The organism is Pseudomonas juntendi (assembly GCF_021560075.1).
Taxonomy (GTDB): Bacteria; Pseudomonadota; Gammaproteobacteria; order Pseudomonadales; family Pseudomonadaceae; genus Aquipseudomonas; species Aquipseudomonas juntendi.
The window spans coordinates 2,478,851-2,497,648 of record NZ_CP091088.1; the positions used below are offsets into that span (position 1 = coordinate 2,478,851).

General features: G+C 65.0%; 16 protein-coding genes. 14 read left to right on the forward strand and 2 right to left on the reverse strand.

The features are described 5' to 3' along the window. Positions 1–25: 25 nt before the first annotated feature. Complete coding sequence (locus L1P09_RS11510; RefSeq protein ID WP_029884809.1) at positions 26–940, reverse strand: LysR family transcriptional regulator; 915 nt, start codon at positions 938–940, stop codon at positions 26–28. Between the two features lie 206 nt (positions 941–1,146). Between L1P09_RS11510 and L1P09_RS11515 the strand changes: the two genes are divergently transcribed. From L1P09_RS11515 to ureG, 14 genes are all read left to right on the forward strand, one after another. Then, positions 1,147–2,169, forward strand: a complete 1,023-nt coding sequence (locus tag L1P09_RS11515) for a zinc-dependent alcohol dehydrogenase family protein (protein WP_054904294.1) — start codon at positions 1,147–1,149, stop codon at positions 2,167–2,169. 483 nt (positions 2,170–2,652) lie between these two features. Next, on the forward strand, positions 2,653–4,041 hold the full coding sequence (locus L1P09_RS11520) for a hypothetical protein (protein ID WP_235768878.1): 1,389 nt from the start codon (positions 2,653–2,655) through the stop codon (positions 4,039–4,041). Next, entirely contained in the window at positions 4,041–5,402 is a 1,362-nt protein-coding gene (locus L1P09_RS11525; RefSeq protein ID WP_235768879.1) for an aminotransferase class I/II-fold pyridoxal phosphate-dependent enzyme, read from the forward strand. Before L1P09_RS11520 ends, L1P09_RS11525 begins: the two co-directional genes overlap by 1 nt. 125 nt (positions 5,403–5,527) lie before the next feature. Next, on the forward strand, positions 5,528–7,177 hold the full coding sequence (locus L1P09_RS11530) for a VRR-NUC domain-containing protein (protein WP_054912295.1): 1,650 nt from the start codon (positions 5,528–5,530) through the stop codon (positions 7,175–7,177). Then, entirely contained in the window at positions 7,174–9,441 is a 2,268-nt protein-coding gene (locus L1P09_RS11535; RefSeq protein WP_232892172.1) for an ATP-dependent DNA helicase, read from the forward strand. Before L1P09_RS11530 ends, L1P09_RS11535 begins: the two co-directional genes overlap by 4 nt. Positions 9,442–9,683: 242 nt before the next feature. Beyond that, positions 9,684–10,598 (forward strand): site-specific integrase, encoded by a 915-nt coding sequence (locus L1P09_RS11540; protein ID WP_232892171.1) that lies wholly within the window; start codon positions 9,684–9,686, stop codon positions 10,596–10,598. A gap of 255 nt (positions 10,599–10,853) precedes the next feature. Then, positions 10,854–11,687: an urease accessory protein UreD gene (locus L1P09_RS11545; protein WP_232892170.1), complete on the forward strand. Its 834-nt coding sequence runs from the start codon at positions 10,854–10,856 to the stop codon at positions 11,685–11,687. Between the two features lie 9 nt (positions 11,688–11,696). Continuing rightward, on the forward strand, positions 11,697–11,999 hold the full coding sequence (locus L1P09_RS11550) for an urease subunit gamma (RefSeq protein WP_009685463.1): 303 nt from the start codon (positions 11,697–11,699) through the stop codon (positions 11,997–11,999). Between the two features lie 19 nt (positions 12,000–12,018). Next, complete coding sequence (locus L1P09_RS11555) at positions 12,019–12,336, forward strand: urease subunit beta (protein WP_009685462.1); 318 nt, start codon at positions 12,019–12,021, stop codon at positions 12,334–12,336. Continuing rightward, a complete protein-coding gene (gene ureC / locus L1P09_RS11560) occupies positions 12,333–14,036 on the forward strand; it encodes an urease subunit alpha (RefSeq protein WP_232892169.1) in 1,704 nt (567 codons plus the stop codon). Before L1P09_RS11555 ends, ureC begins: the two co-directional genes overlap by 4 nt. A gap of 10 nt (positions 14,037–14,046) precedes the next feature. Continuing rightward, positions 14,047–14,544: an urease accessory protein UreE gene (ureE, locus tag L1P09_RS11565; protein ID WP_029884816.1), complete on the forward strand. Its 498-nt coding sequence runs from the start codon at positions 14,047–14,049 to the stop codon at positions 14,542–14,544. 18 nt (positions 14,545–14,562) lie between these two features. Further along, complete coding sequence (locus tag L1P09_RS11570) at positions 14,563–15,108, forward strand: HupE/UreJ family protein (protein ID WP_009685459.1); 546 nt, start codon at positions 14,563–14,565, stop codon at positions 15,106–15,108. After that, on the forward strand, positions 15,108–15,782 hold the full coding sequence (locus L1P09_RS11575; RefSeq protein ID WP_009685458.1) for an urease accessory protein UreF: 675 nt from the start codon (positions 15,108–15,110) through the stop codon (positions 15,780–15,782). The genes L1P09_RS11570 and L1P09_RS11575 overlap by 1 nt, the downstream gene beginning before the upstream one ends. An 11-nt stretch (positions 15,783–15,793) precedes the next feature. Beyond that, positions 15,794–16,417: an urease accessory protein UreG gene (gene ureG / locus L1P09_RS11580; RefSeq protein ID WP_009685457.1), complete on the forward strand. Its 624-nt coding sequence runs from the start codon at positions 15,794–15,796 to the stop codon at positions 16,415–16,417. Positions 16,418–16,471: 54 nt separating this feature from the next. Here the strand turns inward: ureG and L1P09_RS11585 are convergent, their stop codons facing one another. Further along, entirely contained in the window at positions 16,472–18,673 is a 2,202-nt protein-coding gene (locus tag L1P09_RS11585; RefSeq protein ID WP_232892168.1) for an LTA synthase family protein, read from the reverse strand. Positions 18,674–18,798: the final 125 nt, after the last annotated feature.

The window sequence follows — 18,798 nt, forward strand, 5'->3', positions numbered from 1 at the left end:
ATTTATGGATCTTTATGGAAGTCAGTCACAAGCTATCGGGATCCCCAAAAAACATCTGTATCCGTGACCGCAGCCAGCGCTCCGCCGGGTCGTTATCCTGCGCGCCACGCCAGGCCATGTGCAGCTCGAAACTACGTACCGGTATCGGCAAGTCCTCCGCCCGCAACCCGCCGGCAGCCGTCAGCGCATCGGCGGTGTAGTCCGGTACCGTCGCCACGATATCGGTCCCCGCCAGCAAGCTGCCCAACCCGTTGAATTGCGGTACCGCCAGCACGACATGGCGCTTGCGACCCAGCTCGTCAAGCGCCTCGTCGATAAAGCCAGACAAGTCCCCGGCAAACGACACCAATGCATGTGGCCGCGCGCAGAAGTCGTCCAGGGTGATGCTGCCAGGCACGCTGTCGGCGCGCAGCAGTTTCGGCGCGCTGCGGCGCAGCACCTTGCGCTTGGCGTTGGCGGGCAGTTCGCTGGTGTAGCTGACGCCCACCGAGATTTCCCCTGAGGCCAGCAGGGTCGGCATCAGCAGGTAGTTCACCCGGCGCACCACCAGCACGATGCCAGGGGCCTCGGCGCGAATGCGCTTGAGCAGTTGCGGCAGCAGGGCGAATTCGGCGTCGTCCGACAGGCCGATGCGGAATACGGCATTGCTGGTGGCAGGGTCGAATTCGGCTGCGCGGCTCACCGCGGTGGAAATCGAATCCAGCGCGGGCGATAACAGCGCGAAGATTTCGTGGGCCCGCGCCGAGGGTTCCATGCTGCGGCCTGTGCGTACGAATAGCGGGTCGTCGAACAGGTTGCGCAGGCGCGACAAGGCCGCGCTGATGGCCGGCTGGCCCAGGAACAGTTTTTCCGCCGCACGGGTCACGCTGCGCTCGTGCATCAGCGTTTCGAACACAATCAGCAAGTTGAGGTCTACACGACGCAGGTCGTTTCGATTCATCGGTGCGCTTCGCCTGAAGGGGGGCAGGGGTGAATCTTAAGGCCAAAGGCTGTTACCCTGCACGGGTTTACGGGAGCCAATTGCAGGGAATGTCAGGTGCCCAATCGATGACAGGCATGTCGACTATTAATGACCACTGGTGGTCTAACTGCAAAAGCCCGGATAGAGTCAGTGGTAATTAGAGGTTCACAAAGGCGAGGTTTGCGATGTCCCGCATGATCCGTTTCCACAAGTTCGGCGCTGCCGATGTGCTCCGTTGCGAGGAGCAGGCCGAACCGTCTCCCGCTGTCGACGAAGTGCAAATTCGCGTCGAGGCGGTTGGCGTCAGCTGGTATGACGTGCTCTGGCGGCAGAACCTGGCGCCCTCGCAGGCACGCCTGCCGGCCGGTATCGGCCATGAGATGGCCGGTGTGGTGACGGCGGTTGGTGAAGGGATCGAAGACATTGCCGTGGGTGACCGGGTTGCCAGTTTTCCCGCTACCAGCGCCAATGACCACCCGGTATACGGGGATGTCATCGTGCTGCCACGGACCGCGATCACACGCTATCCGCAGGTGCTCACCCCGATCGAGGCCAGCGTGCACTATACGCCGCTGCTGATTGCCTATTTCGCCTACGTGGACCTGGCACGGGCCAAGGCCGGGCAGACTGCGCTTGTTACCGACGCCAGCCACTGTGCCGGCCCCGCTTTCGTGCAGTTGGGCAAGGCGCTGGGGCTTAAAGTGTTCGCCGCCACCAAGGATGCCGAGCAGCGTGACTACCTGCTGGGCCTGGGCGCCGACAAGGTAATCGTCACCGAAGAGCAGGACCTGCTGATGCAGGTCGGCAAGTACACCGATGGGCGCGGCGTGGACATGGTTCTGGACGGCATGGGCGGGCCGCAGATGTCGTTGCTGGGCGATGTGCTGGCACCGCGGGGCAGCCTGGTACTGTATGGCCTTCAAGGCGGCAACCAGACGCCGTTCCCAGCCTGCGCGGCCTTCCAGAAGAACATCCAGTTCTACGTGCACTGCATCGGTAACTTCACTGGCAAGCCGGAACTGGGTATCAGCCAGGACCAGGTGGCGCTGCAGCGTGCCTTGCGTGATATCAACCAGTTCACCGCCGACCAGTTGCTGACCCCGCAGATCATCAAGGTGTACCCGTTCGAGCAGGTGGTGGAGGCGCATCGCTACATGGACCAGTGCCCTTGCGGTGGGCGCGTGGTGTTGGATATGGCGCAGCATTGATCACTGCAGTTCACCGTGAACCCGGGCCAGCCCCGGGTTTTTTGTGCGCGGAATAAAGTAACGTCATCGTTAAAGTGGGAATATTCCTACAATAAAAGACGAAGCGGACTACATATAATTCATTAATTAAATGCCAATGGAAACATGCCGCCAATCATTTGCGGTTGCATGTGCGTGGTTAGAGGGTCAAGGTGAATTTAGCGCTTTGCTGAATGGTTTTTTTACCGTGATCTGTATCTTCAATTCGCTTCGCATCACTCGATAATGGCGCAATGATACTTTGTGCAAGGAGTAAGGGATGCGTACGGCTAGGCCTGAATCAGAGCATTGCAGGGGTGAATTCTTCTCCATGGCCTGGCGACAGTGAAGGCTCACGTCACTTTATTCATTTGTAGGAAGTTTCTTCTGTAAAAGCCTGGCGCAGTGTAAGCCTGAACAACTTGCTTGGGCGTGCGCCGGCGACTTGAAGTGGTGAGGTGATCCGTGACTGCTATTCACGACCAGGCAATGCATTATATCTACCAGCAAGTGCTCGAACGCTTGCTCGCCCATATGTCACAGGCGCAACGGGCCTCCTTGCAGTTGTTGATACAACGTTTATTGGTAGCCGCAGGCGGGCCTGAATATATCGGCACCTTTCGCCTGCAGGTATTGCAAGGCAGTGACCGCCAGGGTGCTCGGCTGCTGGCGATGTTGCGTGCTGCGCAACTGAGCATCGCCATGCGTGCACCGGTTACTTTTCAACTGCGCGTGCTGGTGGTGAGCTTGCCGGTGGCCGGCAGCCCTACGCTGCAAGGGCTCGATCAAGGCTTCAGTGCGCTGTTCATGCAGGATGACCCGCGGGTGCAACTGCAAATGATCGAGGGGCGCGAAGTGGTGCCGTTCAGTTGCCGCCCCCGTGTGGCGTCCGAGCGCTGGTTGCCGACCAGGGAAGCGCTGCTGATGTTTGGCCACCTGATCGATGCCAGGCCAGAAGCGTTGCTGGGTAGCCTCCTGCACCTGGAACTGGCGGCGGCCGTAAGCTTCGCGCTGCAGGCTCAGGCGCCCGCCGACGCAATGGTCACCGCCTTGCCCGCAGGGCAGCGCCGCCGCTACCTGGCGTGGGCGCTGCGTAGCCAGCGCTTGGCGGGGCAACGTGGCCCTTACCTGGCGCACCATTGCCTGTCGACGCTGGCCGAGGGCCTGGCGCGCTTGCAAGGGGCCACGGGGCTGGCGCCCGGCAACCCGGCGGATCAGCCTGCGGGGGCCGCGCTCAAGGGGGGGGCGGTGCGGCTGATAGCCATTGATGACCTGCTGCCGCCGTTGCTGGGCGGGCAGCAGTTGGATGCCATGCTGGGCTGGCACTTCGCGGCGGCCGAGACGGGCTGCTCGCCGTTGGCCGCGTTCGTCGACCCACTGGCCTTGGCCCAGTTGCAGGAACTGCGGGCCCACAGCCTGGAGCCTCAAGCCACCCGGCCGGCCTTGAGGCTGGCGGGGGCGCCGGGCGACAGCAAGCCTGCCGACGAACCTGTGCTGCAGTTTGGCAAGGCCTATGGCCTCAGCCAGGCCCAACTGGAATGCCTGCTGTGCAAACCGTTCGCCAGGCAGGGCAAGAACCTCGAGCGTTTTCTGCGCGCTCGCCATGCCGACATGCTGGTGGCGCTGCCTTACCTGCACCGGGCCATGCAAGGCAAACCTTGCCCCGCGGCGGTCAAAGCCTGGCTGGTGAACACCAGTGGGCTATCACTGGCGCAACTGCGGGCAGTCTACGGCGGTAAGATGCGGCTACCTGCGTGGCGCCTGCTCAGTGCGTTGGCGCGCCGCGACGCGCACTTGCGGCTGTTGCCGCGCCACGCCGCCGAACGGCGGCACAGCCCCATGAGGCAACCTTGATGGCGCGAACAGCGGCCGGCGAGTTCGCTTATAGGCGGGTCTACCGCTACCTGGAAGCGTTGATTGGTCAGGCGACGGCTGGTGGTCCGAACCGGCTGCCGTCCTTGCGTGAGCTGTCGCGGCGGCTGCGGGTATCGCTGGCAACGGTGCAGAGCGCCTACAGCCTGCTGGAGGAGGAGGGTCGCGTGCACTGCCTGCCACGCTCGGGCTATTTCGTTCGCCTGGCTGACCTGCAGCAAGGTGGCATGCCCCGGCAGGCGCCCCAGCTCGCACAACCGTTGCTGGAGCGCGCCTTGTTCACCCACGAGCGGCGCCTGGCCCGCCAGCGCGAGCGCGGCGCTGGCCCTTGGGAAGTGCAGGGCAGTGCGCGCCTGCGCGACGCGCTGGCGGAGCGTTACACCCGTTGCTCGCGCCAGTACTGGCGGGCCGATGACGTTCAGTTGGCCCCGGATGTTCCGGCGTTGCTGGAAACGCTGCTTGCAGCGCTGGCCCTGCAAAGGGGCACCACGGTGCTGGTACAGTCGCCCTGTTGCGGGCACGTGCTGCGTGCTTTGGCGCGCGCTGGCATGCGGGTGTTGGAGGTGCCACCCGATCCACGTGGCAACCCGGACCTGCAGGCCGTGGCCAGGCTGTTGGGCTGCGAGCCGGTCCGCCTGCTGGTGATGCCGTCCTGCCTTGGCCTGCCGCAAGGGCGGCTGGTCTCCCTGCATTACCAGCAGCAGCTTGGCCTGCTGTTGAGCCAGCACAGCGTATGGCTGCTGGAGAACGACCTGGACAGCGAGCTTTGCTACAGTGGCCCACCCGTGACCCGCCTGCGCGATTGGGTCGATCCGCGCAGGTTGATGATTATGGGGGCGTTCGAGGCTGCAGTAGGGCCCGAAGCGCCGTATGCCTACGTACTGAGCCTGGATACCGCCCTGGCCAAGGCGTTCTGCGAGCGGGCGTTCCGCCTTGCGCCGCTGCGGCTGCTGGCGCTGGCCCACCTGTTGGCCAAGGGTGATATCGAAGCGCAACTGGTGGCGTTGCGCAGCAACCTGCAGCAGCGCACGCAAAACCTCGCCTGCGCGCTGACCGCGCAGTTTGCCCAGCGGGTGGTGCTGGAGCCCACGCAAGGCGGGCGCATGCTGTGGGTGCGCTTCGAGCAGCCGCTGGCCTGGGATGCCATTGCCAAGGCCTTGGCAGGTTGCGCATTGCATGCATTGCCGGGGGAACAGTTCAGCTTGCACGGCCGCTACCGGCAGCACCTGGCGCTGATGTGGCTGGGCGACTGCCCAGGCGACCTGCAACAAGCCGTGCAGCGCCTGGCCCAGGCCCTGGAACTTCGCCGCAGGCGGGTGCGGCGGTTCCCCGCTGAATCATAGGGCACTGCATGCCCAAGGGCGCGATCGCGGCGGTTCTTGCAGGGGCGAGCTGACCCACGGCTCTTGCCAGGCCCCTGGGTCTGTATGTATAACCAGTGCCTTGTTCCCGCTACCTGACCCAGCCCGTGATTGCCCACTCCGTCGACGACCCGTTCTATTACCTGCACAACTTCCGCCAGGTACTGCTGTGGGTCGAACAGCGCTACCAGGACCTGCTCGATGAACAGGAACTGGCGTTCATCCATGCCTTCGGCCAACTGAGCGCGCCAGCCCAGGCCTTGATGGTGCGCATGGTGATGCGCAAGGGCGAACTGTTTCGCAGCGACCGCCTCGTCTATGAGGAAATAGGCGACACCGAACTCGCCCTGCAGCCACTCAAGGCCCTGGGCTGGGTCCGCGAGCCCGAGCAACTGCACTTGGAGCAACTGTTCGCCTTGCTGCGCAAAGACGAACTGGCGTGCTGTTTCGCCGCCCAATTGAGCCGCCCGCGTGCTGCCAAGCATGACTTGCTGGCCCAGCTGCAGCCGCTGCAACTGGCCGCCCGGTCTCTGGCCGAGTGGTACCCGGGCAGTGAGTTGCGCATCTTGCAGTGGTGCCTGCAACCGCTCTGCGACCGCATGCGGCTGCTGTTCTTCGGCAACCTCTACCAGGACTGGTCAGAGTTCGTGCTTGCCGACCTGGGGCTGCTGCGCTACGAGCAGGTGCCCTTCAGCGCCGATTCGCGTGCCCTGCAGCAACGCGCCGATATCGACCTGGCCATGGTGCTGCATGAGTGTGCCGAGCGCCTGGAGCAGGGCGAACACCCTCAGTCGGTAATCACGGCAATACAGCACCTGCACTGCGACAACCCTTGGCTGGCCCGGCGCCGTGCGCGGTTGCAGTTCGCCCTGGGCCAGCAATGCGAGCGCCTGGGTGACTGGGACCAGGCCATGGCGGTTTATGCGCAGTGCAGCCATGCCCAGGCGCGTATTCGCCAGGTGCGGGTGCTGGAGCGCAGCGAACGTTGGCCGCAGGCCCATGCCCTGGCGTTGCAACTGGCAGCGGCACCGGCCAATGCACTGGAGGTCCAGGCGCTGGAACGTATGCTGCCGCGCCTGGCGCGCAAGCTCGGTGGCCCGCCACAGCGCCGCCAGCGCGTGGCGCCGCTGGCACTGATCGAACTGGAATTGCCCCGCGAGCACGCCGCGCTAGGCGTTGAAGAGGCCGTGCGCCAGCACCTGGCCGCCGAGGGCGGGCAAGCCCACTATGTGGAGAACACGCTGTTCAACAGCCTGTTTGGCCTGCTGTGCTGGGAGGCGATCTTCGCCCCTGTGCCTGGCGCGTTCTTCAACCCGTTCCAGGCCGCGCCGCAAGACCTGCACGACAGCGACTTCCAGCAGCGCCGCAGTGCCCTGTTCGAGCAATGCCTGGCGCGGCTCGACGATGGTAGCCACCACCAGGCGATCCTGGATTGCTATGCAGCCAAACACGGGCTGCAGTCACCGTTCGTGTTCTGGTCGATGCTCAGCGAGGCGCTGCTGCAGCAGGCCCTGGCCTGCCTGCCGGCTGCGCAGTTGAAGCACTGCTTCGTGCGCCTGCTGCAGGACATTCGCAGCAACCGTGCGGGCATGCCCGACCTTATCCAGTTCTGGCCCGAGCAGGGGCGTTATCGCATGGTCGAGGTCAAAGGCCCCGGTGACCGCCTGCAGGACAACCAGCTGCGCTGGCTGGCATTCTGCCAGGAGCACGGCCTGCCCGTCGCGGTCTGCCATGTGCGTTGGAGTGACGCCGCTTGAGCTACAGCGTGGCGGTGCGTGCCTTGTGCGAGTTCAGTGCCAAGGTCGGCGACCTCGACCTGCGCTTCACGCCGTCGCCCACCGCCCAGGAGGGCATCGAGGGCCACCAGCGGGTAGTGGCCCGGCGTGCGGCCGGCTACGAGTCGGAAATTACCCTGGAGGGCCAGTTTGAAGGCCTTCGGGTGCGGGGGCGTGCCGACGGGTACGACCCTGCCTGCAATCGGCTGGAAGAGATCAAGACTCACCGTGGCGACCTGGCCCGGCAACCGGCCAACCACCGCCAGCTGCACTGGGCGCAGGCCAAGGTGTACGGCTGGCTGATGTGCCAGGCCCGGCAACTGGCGAGCATCGAGGTGGCTTTGGTGTACCTGGACGTCGACAGCGATAGCCAGACCCTGTTCAGTGAGCACTGCACGGCCGCTGAGTTGCAGGCATTCTTCCAGGTCCAGTGCCAGCGCTTTCTGGGCTGGGCCCAGTTCCAGCAGCAGCGCCTTGCCGAACGTGACCACGGCCTTCAGGCGCTGCGCTTTCCCTACCCAGCGTTCCGCCAAGGCCAACGGCAACTGGCAGAAACCCTGTACAAGGCGGTGAGCACTGGCCGTTGCCTGATGGCCCAGGCCAGCACCGGCATCGGCAAAACCCTGGGTACCTTGTTTCCGTTGCTCAAAGCCATGGTGCCCCAGCAACTGGACAAACTGTTCTTCCTCACGGCCAAGACCCCGGGCCGTGCGCTGGCGCTGGATGCCATGCGGCAGATCACCACGGGCGATAATCAGCCCGGGCTACGCACCCTGGAACTGATCGCTCGCGACAAAGCCTGCGAGTACCCGGACAAAGCCTGCCATGGCGAGTCCTGCCCGCTGGCGGCCGGCTTCTACGACCGCTTGCCGGCCGCGCGCACGGCCGCTGCGGCCGTGCCGATGCTGGACCGTACCCAGCTGCGCGAAGTGGCCTTGGCGCATCAGGTGTGCCCGTACTACCTGGGCCAGGAGATGGCCCGCTGGGCCGACGTTCTGGTTGCCGATTACAACTATTACTTCGACGCCCACGCCTTGCTGTTCGGGCTGACACAGCTCAACCAGTGGCGGGTCGCGGTTCTGGTCGACGAGGCTCACAACCTGGTCGAGCGCGGGCGGGGCATGTACAGCGCCAGCCTCGATCAGGGGCAGTTGCTGGCGTTGCGCCAAAGCAAACCCCATGGGCTGGGCAGTGCGCTGGACCGCCTAAACCGCCAGTGGAACGCCCTGTACAAAGAGCAACGGGCACCGTACCAGGCCAGCGAAGCGCTGCCGCATGACCTTTTGCGCGCCCTGCAGCAGTGTATCGGGCTGATCCAGGAGCAGATGAACCAGGCGCCCACGCACATCGACCCGCAGGTGCTGCAGTTCTTCTACCAGGCCTTGCAGTTCAGCCGGGTAGCCGAACTGTTCGACGAGCATTTCCTGTTCGATATTAGCCAGCGCCAAGGGCCGCGCAAGCGCCGGCTGGCGACCTTGTGCCTGCGCAATGTCACCCCGGCTCGGCTGCTGGCACCGCGCATGCGCGCGGCGCGCAGTGTCACCCTGTTCTCTGCCACGCTGAGCCCGCGGCAGTTCTACAGCGACCTGCTGGGCATGCCGGCCGATACGGCATGGCTGGAAGTGGCAGCGCCGTTTCGTGCCGAACAACTGCAGGTGCGCATTGCCAGCCAGGTGTCTACCCGGTACCAGCAGCGCCAGGCTTCGCTGGCGCCGATCGTCGAGTTGATTGCCCGACAGTATGAGCGCCAGCCGGGTAATTACCTGGCGTTCTTCAGCAGTTTCGAGTACCTGCAGCAGGTCGCCGGGCTGCTGGCCGAGCGCTACGCGCAGATCCCATTGTGGACCCAGGCCCCGGGCATGGACGAAGCGGCGCGGCAGGCGTTCCTCGACCGCTTTGTCGCCGACGGCCAAGGCATTGGCTTTGCCGTGCTGGGTGGTGCGTTCGGTGAAGGGGTGGACTTGCCGGGCACCCGCCTGATCGGCGCCTTCGTCGCCACGCTCGGGCTGCCCCAGGTCAACCCGGTCAACGAGCAGTTCAAGCAGCGCCTGGGTCGGCAATTTGGCGCGGGTTTCGATTATGCCTATCTCTACCCCGGGGTGCGCAAAGTGATCCAGGCAGCGGGGAGGGTGATCCGGGGGGACCAGGACCGTGGCGTACTGGTATTGATCGATGAGCGTTTCGCCGAGCCGAGGGTGCAGCAGATGTTCCCGGGCTGGTGGCCGCAAGGCGAGCAGTGTACCTGACCGCTGCGTTCAGCACCTGGCACTGCGCAGGCATGCCCAAGGTCGTTCAGGGGGCTCGATTGGGGTAAGATCGCCTTCCATGCCTGATACAAAGTCCTTGTATATCAAGGTGATGGCACTGTCTTGGGCCAGAATGGCCCGACCGTTAGTTTGTCATGCAGACTCGCCGGCACGCCGTTTTGATCTGCTCCAGCGTCGGCCCGCTGTGCTGCCGGCCAACGCCCCGCTACAGGATTCACGTTTTGTCCGACCTCTCGAAAAATCCGCTGCTGCAGTACATGGCCCGCCTGGCCCCATCCAGCCAGCAAACCATGCGCTACATCCTTCAGGACGCCGCCGACCGCTTGGGGTTCGTCGACTGCAATATCGTCGACGTTCCCTGGCATCGGCTCGAGCCCGGCCATGTGATCGCCCTGGTGGCAGCCCTGCGGGCCGATGGTTACGCGCCGAACAGCTCTTCGCTGTACGTCAACGCCATCCGCGGGGTGATGAACGAGGCCTGGCGCCAGGGCCTGATCGACCACGAGCAGTTGCTACGCATCCGCGAGGTCAAGCCGGCAACCGGCACCCGCCTGCCGCCCGGGCGCAACCTGCGGCGTAGCCTGATTCGCGAACTGATGGACGTGTGCGCTGCCGACCCGCGGCCGCAAGGGGTGCGCGACGCGGCGATCATTGCCTTGCTGTATGGCACAGGCATGCGCAAGTCGGAATCGGTCGACATCGACCTTGCCCAGGTTGACTTCGCCGCGCGCAGCCTGCAAGTGGTGGGCAAGGGCAACCACCAGTTGATCAAGTACGCGCCGCCCTGGGCGTTCGAGAAGCTGCAGGCGTGGCTCGACGTGCGTCGCCAGGCCCTGCCGGCCGGTGCCGAAGATGACCCGTTCCTGTTCAACCGCATCCGCCGCGGCAACCACATCACCCGGGCGCGTATCACCAAGCATGCCATCTACTACATCGCCCGCCAGCGCGGCGCGCAGGTGGGGGTCAAGATCATGCCGCACGACTTCCGCCGCGCGTTCATCACCCGGGTGATCGAGGAGCACGACCTGTCGATTGCGCAAAAGCTGGCACACCATGCCAACATCCAGACCACGGCGATCTACGACCGGCGTGACGACAACGAACGCCGCCGTGCGGTAGACCGTTTCGACTACTGAGCGCCGACCAGCGTAGGCCTCGCCAGCACCGAAACAGGGCCTGGGCACGCCCCCGCTTTGTGCGGCCCCCGCGGCGGTGCCCGATGGCGGAGCGAGCGGTAAAAATAATTCATCTGCCTTCACCTGCGGAGTTGGCCCGCAACCTGCTATATCCAGCCTGCGAATTTGATCGAGTGGTCAGGCCGTGCGCACTAACCGGCGCCCGCCGCTGACCCTCTTACCGGCCAGCAGGCCACGGTTTTCAGGGGCCGCAGGATGTCGCTCGCGGAGCAGATCGAACACCACCAAGACGATGCAGGCTGGAGCGCGCACCTGCAATTGCGCTTTGTCCAGCGTGCGGGCACGACCCGCCTTGGTGCATGGAAACATTTCGGACCTCTTTTGGTGCAGCGCCCCTTCTACCCGGAAGGTGCACCCTGCCATGTGTATGTTCTGCACCCGCCGGGTGGCATCGTTGCCGGCGATCGCCTGGAGCTCGACATTCAGCTGGAAGCTGGCAGCCACGCCCTGCTGACCATGCCCGGTGCCAGCAAGTTTTACCGCAGCATCGGCCCGACCGCACGGCTGACCCAGCGCTTCCACCTGGCCGCTGGCAGCACCCTGGAATGGTTGCCCCAGGACAGCATTTTCTTCTCCGGTGCCCGTGCCCGGCTCGCCAGCCACTTCACCCTTGAGCCCGGCGCCCGGTTGCTGGCCTGGGAAACGCTGTGCCTGGGCCGCCCGGTGATGCTCGAACGGTTCGACCAGGGTGCACTCGACAGCCTGTTGCACATCACCCTGGCCGGCGAAACGGGCCTGCATGAGCGCCTGCGTATCGAAGGCGGCCAGCTGGGCAAGCTCGGTGGCCACCCACTGCTAGCCACCTTCTGTGCCGCGCCGGCCGATCAGGCATTGCTGGAGCAGGTAAGGCCCATGCTCGATGAGCTGGGCACCCCTGCCGGCGCGACGCTGCTCGGTTCGCTGCTGGTGATCCGCCTGCTCGACCATGACAACCAACATTTGCAACGCACCCTGCAACGCCTGTGGCATGTGCTGCGCCCGGCCGTTCTCGGCCTGCCAGCCTGCGCGCCACGTATCTGGGCCACCTGAGAGAGCGCCATGGAGCTGACCCCAAGAGAGAAAGACAAACTGCTGCTGTTCACTGCCGCCTTGTTGGCAGAACGGCGCCTGGCCCGTGGCCTGAAACTCAACTACCCGGAGGCCGTAGCGCTGATCAGCGCCGCCGTGCTGGAAGGGGCCCGTGATGGGCGCACCGTCGCTGAGCTGATGAGCATGGGCCGCGAGGTGTTGAGCCGTGACCAAGTCATGCCTGGCATCGCCGAGATGCTTCACGACGTACAGGTCGAAGCGACTTTTCCGGATGGCACCAAGTTGGTGACCGTGCATGACCCGATCGTCTGAACCTGCCGAGGAACGCCGCATGATCCCAGGTGAAATCCAGGTCGCCGCTGGCGACATCGAATTGAACAGTGGCCGCGCCACGGTCAGTGTCAGCGTAGCCAACCATGGCGACCGCCCGGTGCAGGTCGGCTCGCATTACCACTTCTACGAAGTCAACGAGGCGCTGGTGTTCGAGCGCGGGCCAACCCTGGGCTTTCGCCTGGATATCCCGGCCGGCACTGCCGTGCGCTTCGAGCCGGGCCAGGCCCGTACCGTGCAACTGGTGGCCTACGCTGGCAAGCGCGAAGTCTACGGCTTTCAGGGCAAGGTGATGGGCGCACTGGAGGGCAGGGCATGAGCCGAATTTCCCGCCAGGCCTATGCCGACATGTTCGGCCCTACCGTGGGTGACCGTGTGCGCTTGGCCGACACGGCATTGTGGGTCGAAGTAGAGAAGGACTACACCGTTTACGGCGAAGAAGTGAAGTTCGGCGGCGGCAAGGTCATCCGCGATGGCATGGGGCAGGGCCAGATGCTGGCCGCCGAGGCCATGGACCTGGTGTTGACCAACGCGTTGATCATCGACCACTGGGGTATCGTCAAGGCCGATATCGGCATCAAGCACGGGCGTATTGCCGTGATCGGCAAGGCCGGCAACCCCGACGTGCAACCAGGCGTCAACATACCCGTAGGGCCAGGCACCGAAGTGATCGCCGCCGAGGGCAAGATCGTCACTGCCGGGGGGGTCGACTCGCACATCCATTTCATCTGCCCGCAGCAGGTGGACGAGGCGCTCAACAGCGGTGTAACCACCTTCATCGGTGGTGGCACTGGCCCGGCTACCGGAACCAACGCCACCACCTGCACCCCGGGCCCGTGGTACCTGGCGCGCATGCTGCAGGCTGCCGACAGCCTGCCGATCAACATCGGTTTGCTGGGCAAGGGCAACGCCTCGCGCCCTGAAGCGTTGCGCGAGCAGATCGCTGCCGGGGCGGTCGGGCTCAAGCTGCACGAGGACTGGGGCTCGACACCGGCGGCCATCGACTGTTGCCTGGGCGTAGCCGAAGAAATGGATATCCAGGTGGCGATCCATACCGACACACTCAACGAATCCGGCTGTATCGAAGACACGCTGGCGGCGATCGGTGACCGCACCATCCACACCTTCCACACCGAAGGTGCCGGTGGCGGCCATGCCCCCGACATCATCCGTGCGGCCGGGCAGGCCAACGTGCTGCCGTCCTCGACCAACCCGACACTGCCGTACACCATCAACACGGTGGACGAGCACCTGGACATGCTCATGGTCTGCCACCACCTGGACCCAAGCATTGCCGAGGACGTGGCGTTTGCCGAGTCGCGCATCCGCCGTGAAACCATCGCTGCCGAAGACATCCTCCACGACATGGGCGCTTTCGCCATGAGCTCGTCCGACTCCCAGGCCATGGGCCGGGTGGGCGAGGTGGTGCTGCGCACCTGGCAGGTGGCGCACCAGATGAAGCTGCGCCGTGGCCCACTGGCACCGGATACCCACTACAGCGACAACTTCCGGGTCAAGCGCTACATCGCCAAATACACCATCAACCCGGCGCTCACCCATGGCATCGGCCACGAGGTGGGCTCGGTCGAAGTGGGCAAGCTGGCAGACCTGGTGCTGTGGTCGCCGGCATTTTTCGCGGTCAAGCCCGCCTTGGTACTGAAGGGCGGCATGATCGTCACCGCGCCCATGGGCGATATCAACGGGTCCATCCCTACGCCCCAGCCGGTGCATTACCGCCCAATGTTCGGCGCGTTGGGCGCAGCCCGCCATGCCACGCGCATGACCTTCCTGCCCAAGGCCGCTATGGACCGTGGCCTGGTCGAGCAATTGAACCTGCGCAGCCTGATCGGCGTGGTGGACGGGTGCCGCCGGGTGCGCAAGCCGGACATGGTCCACAACACCCTGCAACCGCTGATCGAGGTCGACGCGCAAACCTACCAGGTGCGTGCCGATGGCGAGCTGCTGGTCTGCGAACCGGCCAGTGAACTGCCGCTGGCTCAGCGCTATTTCCTGTTCTGAAGGAGCACCGATGATTGTCTTGACCCAGCGGATTACCGAACCCGGCGCACGTGCTGTCACGGGTACCGTCACCCTCGATGTGGACAGCCGCATCAAGAGCCGCCTGCGGGTGACGCTGGACGATGGTCGCGAAGCCGGCCTGATGCTGGAGCGTGGCCACCTGCTGCGTGGCGGCGAGCTGTTGGCCGATGCCGAGGGCACCCAGCTGATCCGCGTGCTGGCAGCGCCCGAGGCGGTGTCCACCGTGCGCTGTGCCGACCCGCACCTGCTGGCGCGCGCGGCCTACCACCTGGGCAACCGCCATGTCCCGCTGCAGATCGAGCCCGGCCTGTTGCGCTTCCAGCACGACCATGTGCTGGACGAGATGCTGCGTGGCCTGGGCCTGACTGTCGAGGCCGAGCAGGCCCCGTTCGAGCCCGAAGCGGGTGCCTACCAAAGTGCGCCACACAGCCACAGCCACGCTCACGGCCACGATCACCCGTTCGTGCGCTTGCCTGCCCATTCCTGAACTGCCCTGGAGCAACCGATGAAAAAGACTTTCGCCCTGTTTCTGCTGATGCTGGCCGTGCCGGCTTTCGCCCACCCCGGGCATGACAGCAACCCCTTGCATGACGGCCTTCTGCACCCGCTGACCGGGCTCGACCACCTGCTGATGCTGCTGGGCACCGGCGTACTGGCGGCGCTGACCCGGCGCAACCTGACCTTGCCACTGGCGACCCTGGCCGCGATGTTCGGCGGGGCGGTATGTGGGCATCTGTTCGGGGACGTGCTGGGCATGGAAACGCTGATCGCTGTGTCGCTGCTGGTGGCCGCAGGTGCCGTGCTGCTGCCTGGCCGGCAACAACTGCTGGCCTTGGCGATGCCGGTGTTCGCGCTGTTCCATGGCTGGGCGCATGGCGTCGAGGCCACGCCAAGCGCGTTCTGGCAGTTCAGCGCCGGCTTTGTCACGGTCAGCGGGCTGTTGCTGGCCGCCGGCTTTGCGGTCGGTTGCCTGCTGCGCCGCCATGCTGGCCTGCAAAAAGCTTTCGGCGGTGGCCTGCTGGCCGGCGCCGCGCTGGTACTGGCCGGCTGATGAACAGCGATCTGGCGTTGCTGCGCCTGCTGCAACTGGCCAGCCCAGGCCTGCCGGTAGGTGGCTTCACCTATTCACAGGGCCTGGAGTGGGCCGTGGAGGCGGGCTGGGTAAGGGATGTGCACGGGTTCACTGCGTGGCAGCGTGAGCAGTTGCACGACACCCTGGTCGGCCTGGACTGGCCGGTGCTCGCCCGCTTGTACCAGGCCTGCCAGGCCGAGGATGCGCAAGCCTTTGCTCATTGGAGCCGCTTTTTGCTGGCCAACCGTGAAACCGCCGAGTTGCGCCTGGAAGAACAGCAGCGCGGGGCGGCCCTGGCACGGCTACTCGACGGCTGGCAGCTGGGCCAGGCGCCGGCGTGGCGTACCAGCCTCGAGCTGACCCAGTTGGGCGGCATGGCCTGGTTGGCTGTGCACTGGGCCATCCCCTTGCGCCAACTGGCCCTGGGGCATGGCTTTGCCTGGCTGGAGGGCGCGGTCATGGCCGGTGTCAAGTTGGTGCCGTTCGGCCAGCAGGCGGCCCAGACCCTGCTGCGTGACCTGGCCACCGATTTGCCCGCAGCCATCGACCAGGCCCTGACCCTGGGTGACGACCAGCTCGGGGGTGGCCTGCCGTTGCTGGCCATTGCCTCATCGCGTCACGAAACCCAATACACCCGTTTGTTCCGTTCCTGAGGACTGCCTGCATGCATAGCTATCAACAACCCCTGCGCGTCGGTGTCGGCGGCCCGGTCGGCTCCGGCAAGACCGCACTGCTCGAAGCCCTGTGCAAAGCCATGCGCGATCACTACCAGATTGCCGTGGTCACCAACGACATCTACACCAAGGAAGACCAGCGCATCCTCACCGAAGCCGGCGCGCTGGAGCCGGAGCGCATCGTCGGGGTGGAAACCGGCGGCTGCCCGCACACGGCGATTCGCGAAGACGCCTCCATGAACCTGGCGGCGGTCGAGGCGCTGGCGCGCAAGTTCGGCAACCTCGAAGTCATTTTCGTGGAAAGCGGCGGTGACAACCTCAGCGCCACATTCAGCCCGGAGCTGGCCGACCTGACCATCTACGTGATCGACGTAGCCGAGGGCGAGAAGATTCCGCGCAAGGGTGGCCCGGGCATCACCAAGTCCGACTTCCTGGTGATCAACAAGACCGACCTGGCACCGTATGTGGGGGCTTCGCTGGAGGTGATGGAGCGCGATACCCAGCGCATGCGCCCACAGCGCCCATGGACCTTCAGCAACCTGAAGAAAGGTGAGGGGCTGCAGGCAGTGATCGATTTCATTGTCGAACGCGGAATGCTGGGTGTGCGCGGTTAAACCGCCGCGCACACCGGCGTAGGCGGTGCCACGCACCGCAGAGCTGTCGCCTGTTCAGCCAGAATGGGCGATAGGCTCGTCACCCAGTTCCTCGGCTGCCTCTTCATCGCCAGGCAGCGCGGTTATCACGCTGAAGTCGCTGACTTCCACCTGGCCGCCGCCATAACCCAGCAAGTGGAAGGAAAACGCCTTGCGATCGGTCGGGTTGTCGAAGCGGAAGTCCATCTCTAGTGGCTGATCGGTGGTGACTTGCACCTCGGCAGGCAGACCCAGCGGTACGTCCTGTTCCAGTTGCTTGGCCTTGAGCTGGATATAGGCCACGTGCCTTGGGTCCAGCGACCGGACCTTGATGCGTACCCGGGTACGCGAGCCCCCTGGCATTTCCAGGTATTGGGCACCGATCAGGTTGTCGGCCCAATCATCCTGAATGTGCTTGCGCAGCCTGATCGGCGCAGGGCCGCCAAACTGGTAGCGCAGGTTCAGCGGCGTCTGCAGCAGCGACTGGTCGAGCACGCCGGCCAGGGCACCGATCTGCTGCCCGAGCAGGTTATCGCCGCTGCCAAGGTAGCGGGCCTGCCCGGCGATGAAGCCCTCACTGGCGTAACGCCGGCACCGTTGTTGAAAATCGCACTCGGTAAACACCCCTTGGCCGTTGTGGTAGCGCAGCATGCCGTTGGTGTAGGCGATCATTTCGCGGCCGGTGTCGTAGTCGCGGTACAGCGAGCGACCGCCCAGGGCCATGGGGATCGGCAGCGAGAAGTAGTCGAGCAGTGAAGCGGCAAGGTCGATGTGGCCATAAGTCCCTTGCTTGAGCCGTGGCAATTGGGCCTGCTCCGGGGCCAGGGTCAGGTTGAAGCCCCAGGAGGACGCCAGGCGCACGCCGTCGATGCCATGCGACTCGTCGGAGGTCAGCACCACCAGCGTGTCCTTGAGTACCCCCTGGCGTTCGAGGCTGTCGAGGAACGCCGCAACCGCGTCGTCCAGGTAGGCCACTGCCGCCTGTTTCGGCGTGTCGAACCGTTCGAGGTACTCCGCCGGCGCGGAATAGGGCTGGTGGGTACCGACGGTCAGCAACGTGAGCATCCAGGGTTTGTCCTGCTGCTGCAAATGGCCCACGTAGCTCAATGCGCCCTCGAAGAACGCGCGGTCGTCCTTGCCCCAGGGGAAGTCCAGGTAGTTCTTGTTGGCAAACCACTCCAAGCCATGTACAGCCTCGAAACCGACATGCGGCATGATGCGGTCCTTGGCCATGAAGCGCAGGCCCGCACCTTGGAGGTAATGGGTGGTGAACCCGGCCTGGCGCAACTGCGCCGGCAGGCAGGCCTGGTTACGTTCGTTCTGGGTCAGCAGCTCAACCCCCTTGGGGGTGCCGTTGGCCAGCTTGTCATAGTCGCCACACAGCATGGCGTACAGCCCACGAATGGTCTGGTGGGTGTGCAGTACGTAGTCCGGGGTATTCATGCCGCGCTCGGCCCACCTGCTGAGCTTGGGCATGAGCTCTTCGTCGAAGGGGCTGTTCAACGCCTGACGGTTGGGCCGCAGGTAAGCGCCGGGGATGCCTTCGAGGGTGATCACCAGCAAATTGCGCGCACGGCCCGGGCCGTCCAGCAGGCGTTGCCCGTGCAGGTCGGATTGCGTCAGGCCGGTGCTGGGCAGGGGGGTGAAGGGCATGGAAGTGCCCAGCCACTCATCGGCCTGGCGCTGTACCTGGCCCACCCCGGCAGACAGCAACTGATGGCCCAGGTTGTATTGCCGCCATTGGTCGGCATCGGAAGGGGCCAGTTGCTGGCTGCCCCAGTGGGCGCCGAACAGCACGACCGGGATGGCCCAGGCCTTGCGCGGCAGCGCCAGGCCGCGCTGCGCGCGGCAGCGCCAGGCGAGAACCAGCCAGGCCAGCAGGCCGCCGCCCATCAGCCAGGGCAGCCAGGCATGGGCCAGGCCGCCGCCGGTGGAGTTTTCCATGAACTGCGGGTCGGCCAGGTAGGCCAGGTCGGCGCTGGTGGGCAAGCGGCCCACCGCGCTGACCAGTTCGGCCGAGGCGACCCACAGGGCCGCCCAGGCCAGCAACACCGGCAGTGCCAGCCACCACGGGCGGCGCTGCAGCAGTAACAGCAGCAGGCTGCCAAGGGCGAGGTCTGACAGGTAACCCAGTGGGTTGGACCAACCCAGCATGGCGCGCGCACCCAGTGGGATCACCAACAGCAGGCCTGCCAGAGCGGCAAGCCGGGCCTGTGGGTGGTCGGACAGGTTCTTCACAAAAACTTCCCTTTTGCCATTGAATCGTCATGAAACTGTGCTGAATGATAACAGGCGGGCGGGCGGGAAGGCGGGCGCTACAAGGGTGGTTACCAAAAGCCGGGCCCGTAGTCGCGGGCCCGGCT